Origin of the sequence: Morganella psychrotolerans, from assembly GCF_001676055.1 — a bacterium.
GTDB lineage: Bacteria > Pseudomonadota > Gammaproteobacteria > Enterobacterales > Enterobacteriaceae > Morganella > Morganella psychrotolerans_B.
Window position 1 is genome coordinate 51962 of record NZ_LZEX01000009.1, and the last position, 18016, is coordinate 69977.

General features: G+C 49.7%; 13 protein-coding genes. 8 read left to right on the forward strand and 5 right to left on the reverse strand.

The features are described from left to right. Positions 1–404 precede the first annotated feature (404 nt). The 5 genes from narI to AYY17_RS07825 are packed head-to-tail and all read right to left on the reverse strand — an operon-like array spanning position 405 to position 8569. The gene (gene narI / locus AYY17_RS07805) at positions 405–1082 is read right to left on the reverse strand and encodes a respiratory nitrate reductase subunit gamma (protein ID WP_067422744.1); all 678 of its coding nucleotides are present in this window, start codon (positions 1080–1082) and stop codon (positions 405–407) included. Next, positions 1079–1813, reverse strand: a complete 735-nt coding sequence (gene narJ, locus AYY17_RS07810; RefSeq protein WP_067422746.1) for a nitrate reductase molybdenum cofactor assembly chaperone — start codon at positions 1811–1813, stop codon at positions 1079–1081. Before narJ ends, narI begins: the two co-directional genes overlap by 4 nt. Then, entirely contained in the window at positions 1810–3366 is a 1557-nt protein-coding gene (narH, locus tag AYY17_RS07815; RefSeq protein WP_067406652.1) for a nitrate reductase subunit beta, read from the reverse strand. Before narH ends, narJ begins: the two co-directional genes overlap by 4 nt. Next, positions 3363–7127: a nitrate reductase subunit alpha gene (locus tag AYY17_RS07820; protein ID WP_067422748.1), complete on the reverse strand. Its 3765-nt coding sequence runs from the start codon at positions 7125–7127 to the stop codon at positions 3363–3365. The genes narH and AYY17_RS07820 overlap by 4 nt, the downstream gene beginning before the upstream one ends. Positions 7128–7183: 56 nt before the next feature. Further along, a complete protein-coding gene (locus AYY17_RS07825; protein ID WP_067422749.1) occupies positions 7184–8569 on the reverse strand; it encodes a NarK family nitrate/nitrite MFS transporter in 1386 nt (461 codons plus the stop codon). 298 nt (positions 8570–8867) lie between these two features. On the opposite strand from AYY17_RS07825, the gene narX reads away from it, so the two are divergent. The 8 genes from narX to AYY17_RS07865 form a co-directional block, all read left to right on the forward strand. Beyond that, entirely contained in the window at positions 8868–10610 is a 1743-nt protein-coding gene (narX, locus tag AYY17_RS07830) for a nitrate/nitrite two-component system sensor histidine kinase NarX (RefSeq protein ID WP_067422751.1), read from the forward strand. A gap of 2 nt (positions 10611–10612) precedes the next feature. After that, a complete protein-coding gene (gene narL, locus AYY17_RS07835) occupies positions 10613–11326 on the forward strand; it encodes a two-component system response regulator NarL (protein WP_082981327.1) in 714 nt (237 codons plus the stop codon). 102 nt (positions 11327–11428) lie between these two features. Beyond that, a complete protein-coding gene (locus AYY17_RS07840; RefSeq protein ID WP_067422753.1) occupies positions 11429–12166 on the forward strand; it encodes a glycerophosphoryl diester phosphodiesterase in 738 nt (245 codons plus the stop codon). Positions 12167–12257: 91 nt separating this feature from the next. After that, the gene (locus tag AYY17_RS07845) at positions 12258–13424 is read left to right on the forward strand and encodes an MdtL family multidrug efflux MFS transporter (RefSeq protein WP_067422769.1); all 1167 of its coding nucleotides are present in this window, start codon (positions 12258–12260) and stop codon (positions 13422–13424) included. An 11-nt stretch (positions 13425–13435) separates the two neighbouring features. Then, on the forward strand, positions 13436–14401 hold the full coding sequence (gene yidZ / locus AYY17_RS07850) for an HTH-type transcriptional regulator YidZ (protein ID WP_067422755.1): 966 nt from the start codon (positions 13436–13438) through the stop codon (positions 14399–14401). A gap of 649 nt (positions 14402–15050) precedes the next feature. Then, the gene (locus AYY17_RS07855) at positions 15051–15344 is read left to right on the forward strand and encodes a helix-turn-helix domain-containing protein (protein ID WP_067406641.1); all 294 of its coding nucleotides are present in this window, start codon (positions 15051–15053) and stop codon (positions 15342–15344) included. 189 nt (positions 15345–15533) lie between these two features. Then, positions 15534–16013 carry a hypothetical protein gene (locus AYY17_RS07860; protein ID WP_067366321.1) on the forward strand — a complete coding sequence of 160 codons (480 nt, stop codon included), beginning with the start codon at positions 15534–15536 and terminating at the stop codon, positions 16011–16013. Between the two features lie 37 nt (positions 16014–16050). Next, a partial coding sequence (locus tag AYY17_RS07865; RefSeq protein ID WP_202906391.1) for an inverse autotransporter beta domain-containing protein occupies positions 16051–18016 on the forward strand: 1966 nt, incomplete at its 3' end.

Sequence of the window (18016 nt, forward strand, 5' to 3'; positions counted from 1 at the left end):
GATAGCAGCAGCATGGGTCAGGTGAGAAAAGAAAGATTTAATCATTTTCATAATGAACTCCTGCGTTTGAATTTAGTTGAGTAAGCGTGTTTCGCTTCGATGGAGGTATCTTACCAGTTTTGTGATGCCGGTCAACATTAATTTCAACTATTTTTTAATGATTACAAAATCATTTTAATAACAAAAAAGCAGTGAAAAATAGTAATTATGAGCATCACAACCGGAGGAAAACAGTATGTTTCTGCTGGTGTGTTTTTACTGAATTGATTTAGCAGTAATTTTTTTATCTGCACGGAGATGTTGTAAATGTTGAATTTTGGTTGTGAGCAAAAAAAAGGGTGGCATACGCCACCCGAAACTGTGCATTTAAAGGATGAGACTGTCGTTGTTTTATGGGTACTGCATTAATGGCGGTTGCGCACTAACTGATAGCGGCGCGTAATATATTCAACCGGCGCACTCCAGATGTGCACCAGACGGCAGAACGGGAACAGAATAAACAAGGTCATACCGAGCACCAGGTGCATCCGGAAGATAAAGGCAACGCCCTCTAAGTGTGCGGCGGCATCCCCCTGAAACGTCACTACGGCCTGCGCCCAGCCGACCAATTTCATCATTTCGCTGCCGTCAGTGTGTTGGGCGGAGAACGGAATGGTCGCCAGACCCAGGATCACCTGAACCACCAGTAGTGACAGGATAAGGATATCGCCGGTTGAAGAGGTTGCACGCACGCGTGGGTTAGTCAGACGGCGTTTGAGCAGCAGACCACCACCCACCAGCGTCATCACACCACAGGTGCCGCCCGCGACCATTGCCAGCATCTGTTTTTGCCCCACCGTAATGAAGGGTTCGTACATCCAGTGCGGCGTCAGCATTCCGACGAAATGACCGAAGAAGATCCCGATTATCCCGAAATGGAACAGGTTGGATGCCAGATGCATGCCTTTTTTACTGAGCATCTGGCTGGAACCCGCGCGCCAGCTGTACTGACCATAGTCATAGCGCAGCCAGCTGCCGACGATAAAGACAGTCCCTGCAATGTACGGGAAAATATTAAAGAAAAACGTATTGAGGAAATTCATGGGTTCACTCCTTTCGCCGCAGGGGACGCCGGGGCGTCACCGACCTGAATATAATCAGGGGCGACACTCTGTGAAAAACGACGCTGATGCTGTGTCAGCACGGAGTTGTCACAGCCTTTATCCGCCAGGAATGTAACCTGCTCTTCTTCCCATACGGCATCCAGTGCTGCCGGGGTATCATCACGGGCTTCACCTGCGACCTGACGGTTCAGTGATTCAAGTGTCAGCTCGCTGTCCGCCAGTTCCAGAAGCAGTTTAAACAGCTCATGGTAATGGCTCTCCCGCTGGCGCAGACGCTCACCGAGCAGTGCCAGGATTGGCGCGATATCTTTCAGCCCCTGAATGGCTTTTTCCGGCGGCATGACAGAGAGGTATTCCAGATAAACCGGCAGATAGTCCGGCAATTCGCGGCTGTTCAGGGTGATCCCGGCTTCTTCATATTGATCCAGCAGGGAAACCATCGCCTGACCACGATCGCGTGATTCACCGTAAACATGTTCAAACAGCAGCAGAGACGTGGCTCTGCCGCGATCAAACAGTTCACTGTAACGCGCCTGGCTGTCCAGCAGGGATTCGGCGGTCAGTTCACCGGTGAAATACATCAGCGCGGCTGCCTGAGTCAGGCGCAGTTCGTGCGCCTGTTCAATCTCTGTGATCAGTTCATCGCGGTGTGCCCATAACGCGTCATTCGGATAATCCAGCAGGCATCCGATGATTTTCAGTGTGATCATGATGAATGCCTCTCTGAGATTGGCGCATCTTCAGGCGTCTTTTGGGTGATATCGATGGCATCGATACGTCGGCTGTTAAACAGATTAAATTTAGTGTCGCTGCCGTGGCAACCGTCACCAAAACTGAATCCGCAGCCGTTGCGTTCAGGGAAGGCTTCCCGCGCGAGTTCGCGGTGGCTTGACGGAATAACAAAGCGATCTTCATAGTTAGCGATAGCCAGGTAGCGGTACATCTCCTGCGCCTGGGCTTCCGTCAGTCCGACCTCTTCCAACGCACTGATATCGCGGGTTTTATCCACAGTTTCAGCGCGTTTGTAATGACGCATTGCCAGCATCCGTTTCAGGGCAAGCAGCACCGGCGCGGTATCACCGGCGGTCAGCAGATTGGCGAGATACTGCACAGGAATGCGCAGGCTCTCCACATCCGGCAGTACGCCGCTGTGCGGTAACATACCCGCATCACTGACAGACTGAATCGGTGACAGAGGCGGCACATACCAGACCATCGGTAATGTGCGGTATTCCGGGTGCAGCGGCAGAGCGAGTCTCCACTCCATTGCCATTTTATAGACCGGCGATTTCTGTGCGGCATCAATCACACTCAGCGGAATACCGTCGGCCTGCGCCTGACGGATCACGTCCGGGTCATTCGGGTCGAGGAAGATCCCGAGCTGGCGTTCATACAGGTCTTTTTCATTATCCGCACTTGCTGCTTCTTCAATCCTGTCAGCATCATAGAGCAGTACGCCGAGATAACGGATCCGTCCGACACAGGTTTCCGAACAGACTGTCGGCTGACCGGCTTCAATGCGCGGGTAGCAGAAAATACATTTTTCCGATTTGCCGCTCTTCCAGTTGAAGTAGATTTTTTTGTACGGGCAACCGGTCAGGCACATCCGCCAGCCACGGCACTTGTCCTGATCGATAAGGACTATCCCGTCTTCGGCGCGTTTATAAATTGCGCCGCTCGGGCAGGTCGCGACACAGGCAGGATTCAGACAGTGTTCACACAGACGCGGCAGATACATCATAAAAGTCTGTTCGAACTGACCGTACATCTCTTTTTGCATGTTATCGAAATTTTTGTCCGCACTGCGGCGACTGAATTCACCGCCTAAATCATCTTCCCAGTTCGGACCATTTTCGATTTTTGTCATGCGCTGGCCGGTTATCAGAGAGCGCGGACGCGCAGTTGGTAAATTACCTTCCGGTGCATTTTTCAGATGATCATAGTCATAAGTGAACGGCTCGTAATAGTCATCCAGCTCAGGCTGATTCGGGTTGGCAAAGATTTTTGCCAGCACGCCGACTTTGCCGCCCATGCGGGGAACCAGTTTGCCACGGATATTTTTTACCCAGCCGCCTTTCCATTTGTCCTGATCTTCCCAGTTATGGGGATAGCCCAGACCGGGTTTGGTCTCGACGTTATTAAACCACGCGTATTCAACTCCTTCGCGGCTTGACCAGACGTTTTTACAGGTGACAGAGCAGGTATGGCAACCGATACATTTATCCAGGTTCAATACCATGCCGACTTGGGAACGGATCTTCATTTCGCTTTCTCCTGCCCGCTCAGGGTCTGTTGGTAGCCATCTTGCTCACCATCGAGCCAGTCCACGTTTTTCATTTTGCGCACGACAACAAACTCGTCGCGGTTGGAGCCGACAGTGCCGTAATAGTTAAAGCTGTACGCGAGATGACCATAGCCGCCGATCATATGCGTCGGTTTCGGGCAGACACGTGTGACGGAGTTATGGATCCCGCCGCGCATACCGGTCACTTCAGAGCCGGGCAGGTTAATCTGACGCTCCTGGGCGTGGTACATAAAGATCATGCCGTCAGGAATACGCTGGCTGACAATCGCGCGGGCAGTCAGTGCGCCGTTGCTGTTAAAGGCTTCCACCCAGTCATTATCTTCAATCCCCAGAGAGCGGGCGTCTTCTTCACTCAGCCACACCACAGGACCGCCGCGACCAAGTGTCAGCATCAGCTGGTTATCACTGTAAGTGGAGTGAATGCCCCATTTTTGGTGCGGTGTCAGGAAGTTAAGTGCTTTTTCCGGATGACCGTTTGGTTTCGCACCCAGCAACGGCTGTGCTGCGCGGGTATCAACCGGCGGACGGTACACCACCAGGGATTCGCCGAAAGCACGCATCCATTCATGATCCTGATACAACTGCTGGCGTCCGCTCAGGGTACGCCACGGGATCATTTCATGGACGTTGGTATAACAGGCGTTATAAGAAACGTGTTCATCTTCCAGACCGGACCAGATAGGGCTGGAGATAATTTTACGCGGCTGCGCCACGATATCGCGGAAGCGGATTTTTTCATCTTCTTTATGGATAGCAAGATGAGTATGGTCGCGTCCGGTGATTTTACCCAGTGCATCCCAGGCTTTCACGGCAACGTGCCCGTTGGTTTCAGGTGCCAGGGTGAGAACCACTTCAGCGGCATCAATCGCGGTTTCAATTGACGGACGACCGTCTGCGGCACCATTGGTACGGGTGCGGTTTAATTTTTTAAGGAAATCAATCTCTTCCTGTGTATTCCAGTTGATGCCTTTCCCGCCGTTACCGAGTTTATCAAGCAGAGGACCGAGAGAGGTAAAACGGGCGTAGGTTTCCGGATAATCACGCTCGACAGCAATCAGGTGCGGTGCGGTTTTACCCGGGATCAGGTCACATTCGCCTTTTTTCCAGTCCTTCACATCAAACGGCTGCGCCATTTCAGCGGCGGAGTCATGCTGAATCGGCAGGGTGACAATATCGGTCTCTTTGCCCAGATGTCCCGGACAGAGTTCAGAGAAGGATTTGGCGATCCCTTTATAAATTTCCCAGTCGGTTTTGGACTCCCAGGCAGGATCAACAGCCGCTGTCAGCGGATGAATAAACGGATGCATATCGGAGGTATTCAGATCGTCTTTTTCATACCAGGTCGCCGTCGGCAACACGATATCGGAGAACAGACAGGTGCTGGACATACGGAAATCGAGTGTAACGACTAAATCTACTTTGCCCTGCGGGGCGTCATCCACCCATTCGGCTTCTTCCGGTTTGACTTTACCCTGCTGACCGAGATCTTTACCCAGAATACCGTTTTCCGTTCCGAGCAGGTATTTCAGCAGATACTCATGGCCTTTCCCGGCGGATCCGAGCAGATTGGAGCGCCAGATAAACAGGTTACGCGGGAAGTTCTGCGGATTGTCCGGCTGCTCTGCGGCAAAGCGGATGCTGCCGTTTTTCAGACTGTCGACAGTGTATGCCAGCGGATCTTGTCCGGCGTCTTTTGCACGCGCGGCAATCTCCAGCGGGTTGACGTTCAGTTGAGGTGCAGACGGCAGCCAGCCCATGCGCTCAGCGCGGATATTGAGATCCAGCAGACTGCCGCTGAAACGGGATTTGTCTGCCAGCGGGGACAATAGTTCCTGCGGCTGAACAGTTTCATAGCGCCACTGGCTTGAGTGGTTGTAGAAGAAAGACGTGCTGTTCATATGACGCGGCGGACGTGACCAGTCCAGGCCAAATGCCAGCGGCAGCCAGCCGGTCTGCGGACGCAGTTTTTCCTGACCCACATAGTGGGACCAGCCGCCGCCGCTCTGACCGACACAACCACAGAACACCAGCATATTGATGATGCCGCGGTAGGTCATATCCATGTGATACCAGTGGTTGATCCCGGCACCGACAATCACCATTGAGCGACCGTGTGTTTTCTCTGCGTTATCGGCAAATTCACGGGCAATACGGATGATATTGTGCTGGCTGACACCGGTTACTTTTTCTGCCCACGCAGGAGTATAGGCTTTGATTTCACTGTAGTCAGTGGCGCAGTTTACATCACTCAGACCGCGGTCGATGCCGTAGTTGGCGAGGGTTAAATCAAAAATAGCGGCAACGCGGGCTTCACTGCCATCCGCCAGGCGGATAATTTTCACCGGCAGTTTATGCATCAGCACTTCATCCAGTGCCACACCTTCAAAAAACTCGCTTTCGATGCCGCCGAAATACGGGAACGCGACATCTGCGACTTCATCGTGTTTTCCCAGCAGGCTCAGCTGCATGGTGATTTCATCACCGGTTTTGCCATCGCGCGGCTCGAGATTCCATTTGCGGGATTTATCCCAGCGGAAGCCGATAGAGCCCTGAGGTGCCACGAGTTGCTGGCTGGTTTCATCAATCGCGATAGTTTTCCATTCGGCATTCTCTTTCTCGCCGAGGGAATCAACCAGGTCTGAAGCCCGTAACATGCGGCCCGGAACATATCCGCCTTCCGCGCGCGGCTCTAACATTACCAGCATCGGTAAGTCAGTGTAGGTGCGGATGTAATTTGTGAAGTATTCGGTCTGACGTTTTGCGTGGAATTCGTTGAGGATCACATGCCCCATTGCCAGCGCCATGGCACTGTCTGTCCCTTGTTTCGGGTTCAGCCACTGGTCACACAGTTTGGCGATCTCAGCATAATCAGGGGTGATCGCGACCGTTTTGGTGCCTTTATAGCGGACTTCAGTGAAGAAGTGTGCATCCGGCGTTCTGGTCTGCGGAACGTTAGAGCCCCAGGCGATAAGGTAAGATGAGTTATACCAGTCTGCGGATTCAGGAACGTCTGTCTGCTCACCCCAGGTCTGCGGAGATGCAGGGGGTAAGTCGCAATACCAGTCGTAGAAACTCAGGCAGGCACCGCCGATCAGCGACAGATAGCGCGCACCTGATGCATAGGAAACCATCGACATAGCAGGGATCGGCGAGAAGCCGATAATCCGGTCAGGACCAAATTGCTTAGCGGTTGTAATATTTGCCGCCGCAATCATTTCATTCACTTCCTGCCAGTCAGAACGGACAAAACCACCGCGTCCGCGTGCCTGTTTGTAGCTTTTGGCTTTGCTTTCATCATTAATGATGGATGCCCACGCATCCACCGGATCCGCATGCTCTGCTTTGGCTTCGCGCCACAGTTTGATCAGGCGTTTGCGCACCATCGGGTATTTCACGCGGTTGGCGCTGTAGAGATACCAGGAGTAGCTCGCACCACGCGGACAGCCGCGCGGCTCATGATCCGGCAGGTCAGGACGGGTGCGCGGGTAGTCAGTCTGCTGCGTTTCCCACGTCACCAGCCCGTTTTTCACATAAATTTTCCAGCTGCATGAACCGGTACAGTTCACGCCGTGGGTGGAACGGACAATCTTGTCATGCTGCCAGCGGCTGCGGTAACTGTCTTCCCAGTCGCGGTTAACATTCAGTTCTTGTCCGTGGTCGCCGGAGAAGTTTTCCCCGCGCTGCTTAAAATAACGGAATCTGTCTAAAAACTTGCTCATTCGGTGTTCCCCCGATAAGCGCCGGGCGCTCACATTGCTCTGATAATTAGAATGGGTTATTTATTTTTACGGCCGTAAACCAGCCATGTGATCAGAATGCAGACCACATAAAAGACAACAAACACTTTCATGGCACCCGCCGGAGACCCTGTCAGGTTCAGCGAAATACCGAAGGCATTCGGAATGAAAAATCCGCCGATAGCCCCGATTGAGGAGATAAAACCGAGTGCGGCGGCACTCTCTGTCACGGCTTCACGCTGGGCTTCTTTCTCTGTTCCGCCTTGCGCCATAACGCGCTCAGTAGTGATTTTGCGGAACACCACCGCGATCATCTGGAAGGTGGAGCCGCTGCCCAGACCGGCGGTGAAAAACAGCACCATAAAGACGCCGAAGAACGCGGCAAAAGAGCCGGTATCATTTGCGCCCGGCAGGGTGAAGAACAGCAGGAAGGTGAATGTCGCCATCGCGATAAAATTGATAAAGGTCACGCGGATGCCGCCGAATTTATCGGACAGAAAGCCGCCGAGTGGACGCGCCAGCGCACCCAGCAACGGACCGAAAAAGGCAAATTTCAGAATAACGATATCCGGGAACTGGGTTTTGGACAGCATGGCAAATCCGGCGGAAAACCCGATAAACGAGCCAAACGTGGAGAGGTAAAGAAAGCTCAGGATCCACAAATGTTTGCGTTTCAGAACCGGTAACTGCTCACTGAGTGACGCTTTGTTAGCGGAGAGGTCATTCATGCCAGACCAGGCTGCAACGGTAAACAGCAGCAGAAACGGTACCCAGATCCACGCCGCATTTTGCAGCCACAGCACTGAACCGTCCGGCTGAGTAACACCATTGCCGCCGATAAAACTGAATACACCAAAAGTGACAATAAAAGGAGCAACTAACTGCATCACACTGACGCCGAGATTACCCAGACCGCCATTGATACCCAGCGCACCGCCCTGTTTGGCTTTCGGAAAGAAGAAGCTGATATTTCCCATACTGGAGGCAAAATTTGCCCCGGCGAAGCCACACAGCAGCGCAATAATCACAAATACACTATATGGCGTTGACGTATTCTGCACAGCAAAACCGAGCCATACACAAGGTACAATCAGGATAAGCGTACTGAATGCTGTCCAGCGGCGACCGCCGAAAACAGGAATAACAAAGGAGTAAGGAACGCGTAACAGTGCGCCGGAAACAGAAGGCAGCGCCGTCAGCATAAAGAGTTGATCAGTGGTAAAATTAAAGCCGACTTTCGGGAGATTGACCGCAACGGCGCTGAACAACATCCACACACAGAATGCCAGTAACAGGCAGGGGACGGAGATCCACAGGTTGCGCGACGCAACCGCGTGACCGCTTTCTGCCCAGAATTTTTCATCTTCCGGACGCCAGTCAGTAATGACGCCCGCCGGAGCCTTGCCTTTGGATGTCTGAGCCATAACACACCTCAAAATTATGCTGAAATTAAAGGCGTTTTTACGTGGGTTACTGATAACGGATACTGATCTTAATCAAAGGGTGAACCGATTGATTTTTAAGCGTAAAACCGTCATCCTACTTTAGAGGTAATACAATTTTTTCTGTAATGCATGTTAAATCAATAGTTTAATGTCGCCACAAATAGTGTGGTTTATGAATGCTAATACCTCAAGGTTTTAAGGGTTACTACTTTGGTGGTAGGTATTTTCCCGGGAGAATCGGGGAAAATATGCCGGTCTATTTCACAGGAGTGTCAGCATGCTCAGGCACACATCAATTCTTACTCAAATCACCGGCTGCATGGTGTTACTGACTGTTTTTGCCGTGATCGGTATGGGGCTGACAAATCAGATAACGGAAAGTGTGCAGGGAAGTGCTCATGCGATTAATAAATCCGGCACATTACGGATGCAGAGCTACCGTTTCCTGTCTGAAATTCCGCTGACGGCACAATCTCAGGGCTATCTGGATGATTTTGAAGCTGATTTAACCATTCTTTCCGCAATGAAAGCCGTCGGCGCGGCGACTATTCATAAACAATTTTTGACGATCGAACAAATCTGGCGGCAAAAACTGCGCCCGGCGCTGGAAGCCGCTGACTCACCGGATGAAGCCCGTACTCAGGTAACTGAATTTGTGAAGAAAATTGACGGGCTGGTTTCTGCGATTGACCAGCAGACAGAATCGACCATCCGCCTGGTGGCAGCGATACAACTGGTCTTTATTGTCCTGATGCTTATGCTGCTTTTGCTGTCAGTCCGCCACTTCCGCCGCCGGATTTTGCATCCGTGGCGGCGTCTTATGGCGCAGGCTGATGCAATGGGGCAGGGTGATTTTCAACTGCGCTTTTCGGATTATGACCACCGTGATGAAATCACGATGATCGGCAAGGCTCTGAACCGCACCGCCGGAGAGCTTTCGGCTCTTTACAGCGAGCTGGAAGAGCGGGTCGCTGTAAAAACACAGGATTTACAGCAGAGAAATCAGACGCTGGCGTTTTTATACAGCGCCAGTCAGCGCCTGAATCAGACTTCTGATCTCACCACACAACTTACTGATATTTTGAAAGAATTGCATAAATTAGTGCCGGGTGGCCCGCTGTGCCTGCGGATTTTTGAAGATAATAATCCCGCACGTTATACCGAAATTGGTGATGGCGGGTATATCCCGGCGCAGGTTCAGGAGCAACTGACATGGAACCTGAGCGGGCCGATTAACCGTTACGGGGTATTGACGCTGCTATTACCGGCCGGGCAGGCGCTGGACAGTGAGCAGCAAAATATGATGCAAATGCTGAGTAAACAGATTATTTCCGCATTTGCACTGGCGTATCAGCATGAACAGCAGCAACAGTTGATTTTGATGGATGAGCGCTCTGTTATTGCCCGCGAACTTCACGATTCTATTGCGCAGTCATTATCCTGTCTGAAAATTCAGATAAGCTATTTACAGATGCATTCAGCGCAGATCCCTGAAAATTGTCAGACGTTACTGACCGAAATGCGTCAGGAAGTAAATGGTGCGTATCATCAGTTGCGTGAATTACTGACTACATTCCGCCTGAAACTGACGGAACCCGGATTATATGCGGCATTACAAACGACACTGGAAGAATTTAATCAGCGCACAGGGTTCAGTATCGGATTTGATTTTCAGCTTTCAGGGCGGCAGGTATCCGCACATCAGACTATTCATGTGGTGCAGATTGTCCGCGAGGCATTAAGTAATATTCTTCAGCACGCAAACGCGTCCCGGGCGCAGGTGCAGTGCTGGTCTGATGCACAGATGATTTATATCCGTGTGGAAGATAACGGGGAAGGGATCCCGGAAAATCCGGAAAAAAATAATCATTACGGGTTATCTATTATGCGGGAACGTGCAGCAACATTGCAGGGAACCTGTCAGATAACGCCCCGGGAGCAGGGTGGTACGCAGGTACTGATCAGTTTTCCCTGCAATACAATTATAAAAACAAATGAAGTTGATTCAGGAGCAAGGTAAACATGAGCAATAATACAGCGGCGCGCCTTTCTGCCGGTGAAATAATATTGAGTGACCCGGATGAGCCGGGCGATGTCTCTTCACCTTCCACTATTTTGCTGATTGATGATCATCCGATGCTGCGCAATGGTGTCAAACAGCTGATAAGCCTGGAGCCGTCACTGAAGGTTGCCGGGGAAGCAGGGAACGGACGGGACGGAATTGCGTTGGCGGAAGCGCTTGATCCTGATCTTATCCTGCTGGATCTGAATATGCCGGAAATGAACGGCTTTGAAACTCTGGATATTTTGCGGCAAAAATCGCTGTCCGGGCGCATTGTGGTGTTCAGTGTATCCAACTACCGCGAAGATTTGATAACTGCGCTTCGCCGGGGCGCGGACGGGTATCTTCTCAAAGACATGGAGCCGGAGGAGTTGCTGGTGGCTCTCAGGCAGGCCGCTGCCGGAAAAATGGTGGTTTCCCGGGCGCTGACAGAAGTGCTGGCAGGCGCATTGCGCGAAGTGCGCAGTGAAGGAGAGCCGGATATAAACAGTCTGACACCGCGTGAGCGCGATATTCTCAGGCTGATAGCGCAGGGGCAGCCGAATAAAATGATCGTCCGCAAGCTGGATATCACCGAAAGCACCGTAAAAGTGCATGTAAAGAATCTGATGAAAAAAATGAAAGTGAAGTCGAGGGTGGAAGCGGCGGTGTGGGTGTTGCAGCAGAACAAATGAAGCGGAAGGTTTGGTAGTGAGTTATTAAGAAAGTCAGCATATTATTGTCGTTACATAGTTTTGTCATTGTCAGCCTCCTGCCATATAGATAAAGGAACAAATATGATTATTGCAGCGCACCGTGGTTTCGCTTCCCGTGCACCGGAAAATACCATGGCCTCTTTCCGGGAGGCGGTTGAGTTTGGTTGTCAGTGGATTGAAACAGATGTTCAGCTCAGCTCTGATGGTGTGCCGGTTCTTATTCATGATGAAACGGTGAACCGTACCACCAACGGCAGCGGAAAAGTGACGGACTTAACACTGCGCGAGTTGCGGGCGCTGGATGCCGGTTTGTGGTTTGGTGAAGCATTCCGCGCGGAAAAAATTCCGCTGCTGACGGATTTACTGGAACTGGCGGCAGAAAATGGCACTCACCTCAATCTGGAACTGAAAACAGAACTGACAGACAGTGATGCTGCGATTGCCGACCTGTGTGAAGCGACTGCTGCGGTGATTGAAATGAGTGATTTTCCCGCAGAGCAGATCCTTTTCTCAAGCTTTGATACCCGCACATTGCGTCACATGCATAAGCGGATGCCGCTTATCCGGCGCGGACAGCTCTGGGAGAAAATCCCGGAACAGCCGCTGACATTGTTACAGGAAATTGATGCATTCAGTGTTCACTGTGACTGGCTGTTTTTACAGGAAAAAACGGTAAAATTTCTGAAGAAATACGGTTATCAGGTTTACTGTTACACACCGAATTACCCGGAACTGGTTGCACACTTTGCCGATTGGGGCGTGGGGATGCTTATCACAGATAATCCGGGTATATACAAAACGGAAAATGTTTTTTCCTGAATGGAAAACGGAGTTTCGTTATTTGTCAGTAGGGAAAGCAGAAACGGCTGATTACAATCACACCGGCTATTTTATTGATAGGGTTGGTGTGATGCGCAGATATGTCATATTCAGTTTTTGGATTGTCCTGATGTACCCGCTGGGTGTGGATTTACACCTGACCGGGCTCCCGCGTATAGCGGCTGATTTGAATGCCGCAGAAAGTGCGCTGCATATTGCTTTCTCTGTATATCTTGCCGGTATGGCGTCCACCATGCTGATTGCCGGCTGGTGTGCTGATCATATCGGGCGCAGACCGGTTGCACTGACCGGTGCCGTTATTTTTGCGCTGGCCTCTGTGGCGGCAGGCTCTGCCACAACCACCACTTTCTTCCTTATCGCCCGCTTTGCGCAAGGTGTGGGCGCGGGGTTTTGTTATGTGGTGACATTTGCGCTGCTGCGTGATGTGCTTTCCGGGCAGGTGCGGGCAAAAGTACTGTCAATGATGAATGGCATCACCTGCATTGCGCCGGTTCTGGCTCCGGTTATCGGTTTTATTATCCTCCTGTATTTTCACTGGTCAGTGATGTTTTATGTCTGTGCTGCATACGCGCTGGTGAGTATTATCTTCTGTCTGTTCTTTATTAAAGAAACCCGTCCGGAAAAGCCCCCGCAAACAGATGAAAACAGCTGCGGTATAAAGGAAGCAAAAGAGAGCTTTCTCAATACCTTTTTCCTGACCCGCCTGGCGATTTCCTGCCTGGGAATGGGGGTGATTCTGACCTATGTGAATGTGTCGCCGATTATCCTGATGGGACAGATGCAATTTACATCCGGGCAATTCTCTGTGGCAATGGCGCTTCTGGCTGTGGTGAGTATGAGTATCTCTTTTTCCATGCCGAAAATTATTACGGCTTTTAACAGCCGCTCTGTTCTTTATACCGCGCTGGGGCTGTTTCTGCTTAATGCGCTGTTACTGGGGCTTTTTCTCTGCGGTGCGGATTACATGGCGCTGCTGCTGGTTGTTTTCGGATTGTGCGGAGCGGGGTTTTCACTGATGTTCGGGATAGTCATGAGCCAGGCACTATCTCCGTTTGTCACCCGCGCCGGGATGGCAAGCTCAGTACTGGCAATATCCCAGCTCAGTTTTGCATCAGCGTATATCTGGATTATGGCACAGGCGGGTGTACCGTCAGTGACAATGCTGTTTATTATTCTGCTGACAACGGCACTGGCGGGTGCGATATTACTGAAACGATATCCCGACCGCCCGGAATAACCGCGTATTTAATGAATAAATCACTGCACCGACTGGATTTGAATTTACTTGTCATCCTTCAGTATCTGCTGGAGGAGCGCAGTGTCAGCCTGACGGCGGCAAGACTCGCGGTAACGCCCTCCGCCATCAGTAAGGCGCTGACAAAGTTGCGCACCTGGTTTGATGACCCGCTGTTTATCCGCAGCCCGCAGGGGCTGATGCCGACACCATTGATGCTGCGCCTGGAAAGCTCTTTGCCGGAATTTTTGCATGCCGCGAAATATATCTCGGAGATCCGTGACAGCGAAAAACCTAAAGGAATTCAGTTCCGTCTGCTGATGGAAGCGCCGCTCAACCTGCTTATGCTGCATGACCTTTCTGTTTCTATCCTGGATAGCTACCCTGAATCTGCTGTCAGTATCCGCGACTGGGATTATAACTCACTCAGTGCGGTGATTGCGGGGGAGGCAGATATCGGTCTGCTTGGACGTGAAAGTTACCCGACCTCAAAAGAGACAGTCAGTGCTATTCCTGACATTGTTAATTTTGATGTTCTGTTTACGGACCGACCGCTGGCATTTATCCGGCGTGATCACCCTGTTCTGAATGAAGACTGGACGATTGATAACCTGGTAAAATACCCGCACATCAGTACCGAATACGGAAACCGTATCCCGTGGGCACTGGATGATGTATTGCATGATACAGGGCGCTCACGGCAAATAAGGCTCTCTTATTCCTCTTTCGAACAATCATTACTGATGGCCGCGCATCCCGGACATTCACTTATTACCTGTGCGCCCGGTTATTGTCTGCATTATGTCACTCAGTTTCAGCTGGATTTAGTTTGCCTGCCGCTTCCCTTTGATGAGTCACTGTACCGGCAGTTGGAGATCCCTTTCCTGATGCTCTGGCATAAGCGTAATAATCATAATTCCAAAATCAGCTGGCTGAGAGAAAAAATCCGCCGCAGTATTACTGATTTTATTTATTCATAAAATAAAATACAAGTTATCCGCGTTATATTTATCTTCTGTAAATATAATACAATTTATCCGAGTTGTATTATATTCCTTATACATTGAATATTGGTTTTTTTTATTTATCTTAAGTAATAGTTAGATATAAAATGTAACGAAATGATGCAGTTTTAGCCTTTATACGAGTTATATCTGTTTATGTTATAGGGTTAATACATGTCACGATTGTTTTTTTATCCTTATAATAGAATGAATTTAAATGGTTATTTTCATATAAGCGTTTTTTTTTTAATTTTTTCACGATAGGTTTTACCAATTGTTCATGTAATAACAAAAGAAGAATGATTATTTGCATGGCTTAACCGGATTCATTTATTCTTTACCCGATCGGAAAGTGGATATTTTCCAGTGTTACTTATTGGATTTTTATTTTTTATTACAATAGCAACATTGAACTCATTTAACTGGTATTTGATTGGGGTTTATTGCTTGAGGGTAAAGCAGTGGCTGGCTTTTTCAGGCAATGGATTGAATAACAAACAGGGATCGTTTTTTTATTGAGTTTTATGGTGTTAAAGTCAGGCGGAGATTGTTTTTTATTAATTTTTAAAATCTCCCGGATAAACATAAAAGGAGTTAAACATCCTCAGGTAGAACAGGTTTTACTATGTGTGATAATACTATATCTCTTTCGAAGGAAGTGGGGTTTTTCTTAAAAAGAAGGCGAAAAAGTCAGGGGTTAACCGGTTCGGAACTGGCTGAGAAACTCAATATCAGTCAGCAGCAAATATCCCGCTATGAACGCGGTTTGTCTGTGCTTAGCCCTGATGTCATGCTCAGATACTGCGCGGCATTGGGAATGGCGGAGCGTGAGATCAGCGAACTTTTCTCCATTATCAGCACATACTATCAGTACGCTGTTTCCGAACAGGAAAATATAGACGGATTTGATGACAAATAATGCTGAATATCTATCCGTAATGACCTCCCTCTTTATCTGTTCTTTTGAGCTGACTCCCCCTTGTCTGTTTATCTGGTGACTAATAATACGTTATTTCTTTACGGTATTAACAGCATTCAGATACATCAGGTGTTTTATTTAACCTGTATTTTCTCTCAATAAGAGTTAATTTTTATAAAATAGGAATGAATGAAAATGATGATTAACAAAAAAGCGCTGGTTATTGCCGGACTTTCACTGATTATTTCAGCTTGCTCTACTTCACCGGTAAAGAAAAACACATCCGGAATTAAAAACCCACCAGCTAAACAGCAAACTCGTTCTGCCACACCAAATGTAGAAGGAAATAACGCGGCACAGGCGTATGTGGGAAATAAACAAGTAGCCTCGCAAGGTATCGTTATTGCCTCAACAAAGAACGCCTGTGTTGATGGATTTAATTTCCTGAAAGGTGTTAATCAGGGCGAGTTTAATGAATTCTCATCAAGCTATGGTCGTATTAATCAGAACTATACATTCTTAAATGTGAATAAAGAAATCATGGATAAAGACTCGCGTGAAGTGTTATCTATGACGCTGAATAAGAAGCTGGATACATTATGTACAAAAGTTCAGTACGCAGGTTTCATTGGTGTGAAAGATAAAATAAAAGCACTTTCTGACATTTAATTTTATTTTCTGATTTTCATTATATAGGGATGTGTTCATGCAACTTGCATCGTATTACTCGAAGACAAAAAGAGTAACAGCGTATCTGTTACTCTTTTTACAGTTATTTTTTCCGATATCGGTTGCTACATCGTCGATTGCTTATGCGATGGAACAAGATAGCGAATTAATAATGTCAAATACAGTTGACGGACTTAATGCATTAATGGACACATCCCCTGTACCTTCTGAAAAACCTGCCGGTAGCTCAGGTGGTAACAACTTTACCGTTCAGATGCCCGCCGGGAGCGAGTTCGGCGTTATGCCGGCTGATCCGGGCACCGGTTTTATTTCCGGTCAGAATGGCATGACATTTCCGATGAGTGTCAGCACATTACCGGACCCGGCAAAACCGGCTCCGCGTGATAATACCGTGCGGACAGATGATATTTTCAGCGCCCTGCCGACCATGGGTCTGCCGGATATTTCACCTGAAGATGACGCAGCAGCATCAGAATCAAAATGGGCGGGAAATGCCTCACAGGCAGGACAAATTCTGTCGTCAGATGATGCGGTTAACGCCTCTGTCGGCTATGTCCGCAGCCTCGGTGAAAACCTGCTTAACCAGCAGGTTAACGACTGGCTGAACCAGGTGGGCCATGCCCGGGTTCAGTTTGGCAGCAATAAAACCGGTGATGCGGATTTACTGATCCCGCTGGTTGATAATCCGAACAGCTTATTGTTCTCTCAATTCGGTATCCGCGCCAATGATGAGCGGACCACCACCAACCTCGGTCTGGGCTATCGTCAGTATGAAGAGGGCTGGATGTGGGGTCTGAACAGTTTCTATGATTATGACATTACCGGCAGCAACTCGCGGGTCGGTGTCGGCGGTGAGCTGTGGGCAGACTATGTGAAACTTGCGGCAAACGGCTACTTCAGAATTACAGACTGGCATCAGTCCACGCTGAATGAGATGCGTGATTATGACGAACGCCCGGCTAACGGGTTTGATGTCCGTGCTGAGGGCTATCTGCCGGATTATCCGCAGTTAGGTGCCTTTGTAAAATATGAACAGTATTTTGGTGACGGCGTCAGCCTCGCCCGCACCACCTCTTCCGGTGAACTGAAAAGTAACCCGTCCGTGTCCACGGTCGGCGTCAGTTATACCCCGTTCCCGTTAATTACCTTCAAAGGCGAAACCTCGGCCGGTGATTCCAATGACAGCAAAGTCGGCATGGAGCTTTCCTACCGTTTTGGTGTGCCGTTGTCTCAGCAGCTTGATACTGAAAATGTTGATTTAATGCGTAATCTGGCAGGTAACCGCTACGACTTCGTTGATCGTAATTACAATATCGTGATGCAGTACCGCAAGCAGGAACTGCTGCGGATCGGGCTGCCGCCGGAACTCAAAGGTGAAGCGGCACAAACTCTGCCGGTGACCGCGAGCGTTCTGAAAGCAAAATACGGACTGAAATCACTCCGCTGGTCCGCACCTGAACTGGAAGCAAATGGTGGCGAGATCCGCCAGACCGGTCTGACAACCGTGGATATTACCCTGCCGGAATATGTGTTTATGACCCGTAACGGCGCGCCGCAGGGCTACCGTGTTACGGCAGTCGGGACAGACAACGAAGGCAATCAGTCCAACACCGCAGAAATGTGGGTCAATGTTATTCCGTCCACAGAAACCATTACCAAACTCACCGTCACACCAAACCGTGAATTACTGGCCAATAACAGTGATCAGTTTACGGCAGTGGCCTTGTTACAAAATGATACCGGCGGCGTGCTTGCTAATAAAGCCGTAACGTTCAGCGTCTCCGGGTTGAAAAATGCCGAAGGCGTAACGATTTTTGATGCAGAGGGTAACAGTGGTCAGACTCTGACCGTGATTACCGGTGCGGATGGTACCGCAACGGTTAAAATTATCAGTAAATCAGCGGGTAAAGGGTTACTGAAAGCGAAAATGCGCAACGGTAACAGCCGCACGGAAGCGATAGTGTTTGTCGCTGACAGCAGCA

Bases quoted from the DNA above. Each gene is read 5' to 3' on its own strand.
- narI (WP_067422744.1), bottom strand. From the start codon at position 1,082: ATGAATTTCCTCAATACGTTTTTCTTTAATATTTTCCCGTACATTGCA.
- narJ (WP_067422746.1), bottom strand. From the start codon at position 1,813: ATGATCACACTGAAAATCATCGGATGCCTGCTGGATTATCCGAATGAC.
- narH (WP_067406652.1), bottom strand. From the start codon at position 3,366: ATGAAGATCCGTTCCCAAGTCGGCATGGTATTGAACCTGGATAAATGT.
- AYY17_RS07820 (WP_067422748.1), bottom strand. From the start codon at position 7,127: ATGAGCAAGTTTTTAGACAGATTCCGTTATTTTAAGCAGCGCGGGGAA.
- AYY17_RS07825 (WP_067422749.1), bottom strand. From the start codon at position 8,569: ATGGCTCAGACATCCAAAGGCAAGGCTCCGGCGGGCGTCATTACTGAC.
- narX (WP_067422751.1), top strand. From the start codon at position 8,868: ATGCTCAGGCACACATCAATTCTTACTCAAATCACCGGCTGCATGGTG.
- narL (WP_082981327.1), top strand. From the start codon at position 10,613: ATGAGCAATAATACAGCGGCGCGCCTTTCTGCCGGTGAAATAATATTG.
- AYY17_RS07840 (WP_067422753.1), top strand. From the start codon at position 11,429: ATGATTATTGCAGCGCACCGTGGTTTCGCTTCCCGTGCACCGGAAAAT.
- AYY17_RS07845 (WP_067422769.1), top strand. From the start codon at position 12,258: ATGCGCAGATATGTCATATTCAGTTTTTGGATTGTCCTGATGTACCCG.
- yidZ (WP_067422755.1), top strand. From the start codon at position 13,436: ATGAATAAATCACTGCACCGACTGGATTTGAATTTACTTGTCATCCTT.
- AYY17_RS07855 (WP_067406641.1), top strand. From the start codon at position 15,051: ATGTGTGATAATACTATATCTCTTTCGAAGGAAGTGGGGTTTTTCTTA.
- AYY17_RS07860 (WP_067366321.1), top strand. From the start codon at position 15,534: ATGAAAATGATGATTAACAAAAAAGCGCTGGTTATTGCCGGACTTTCA.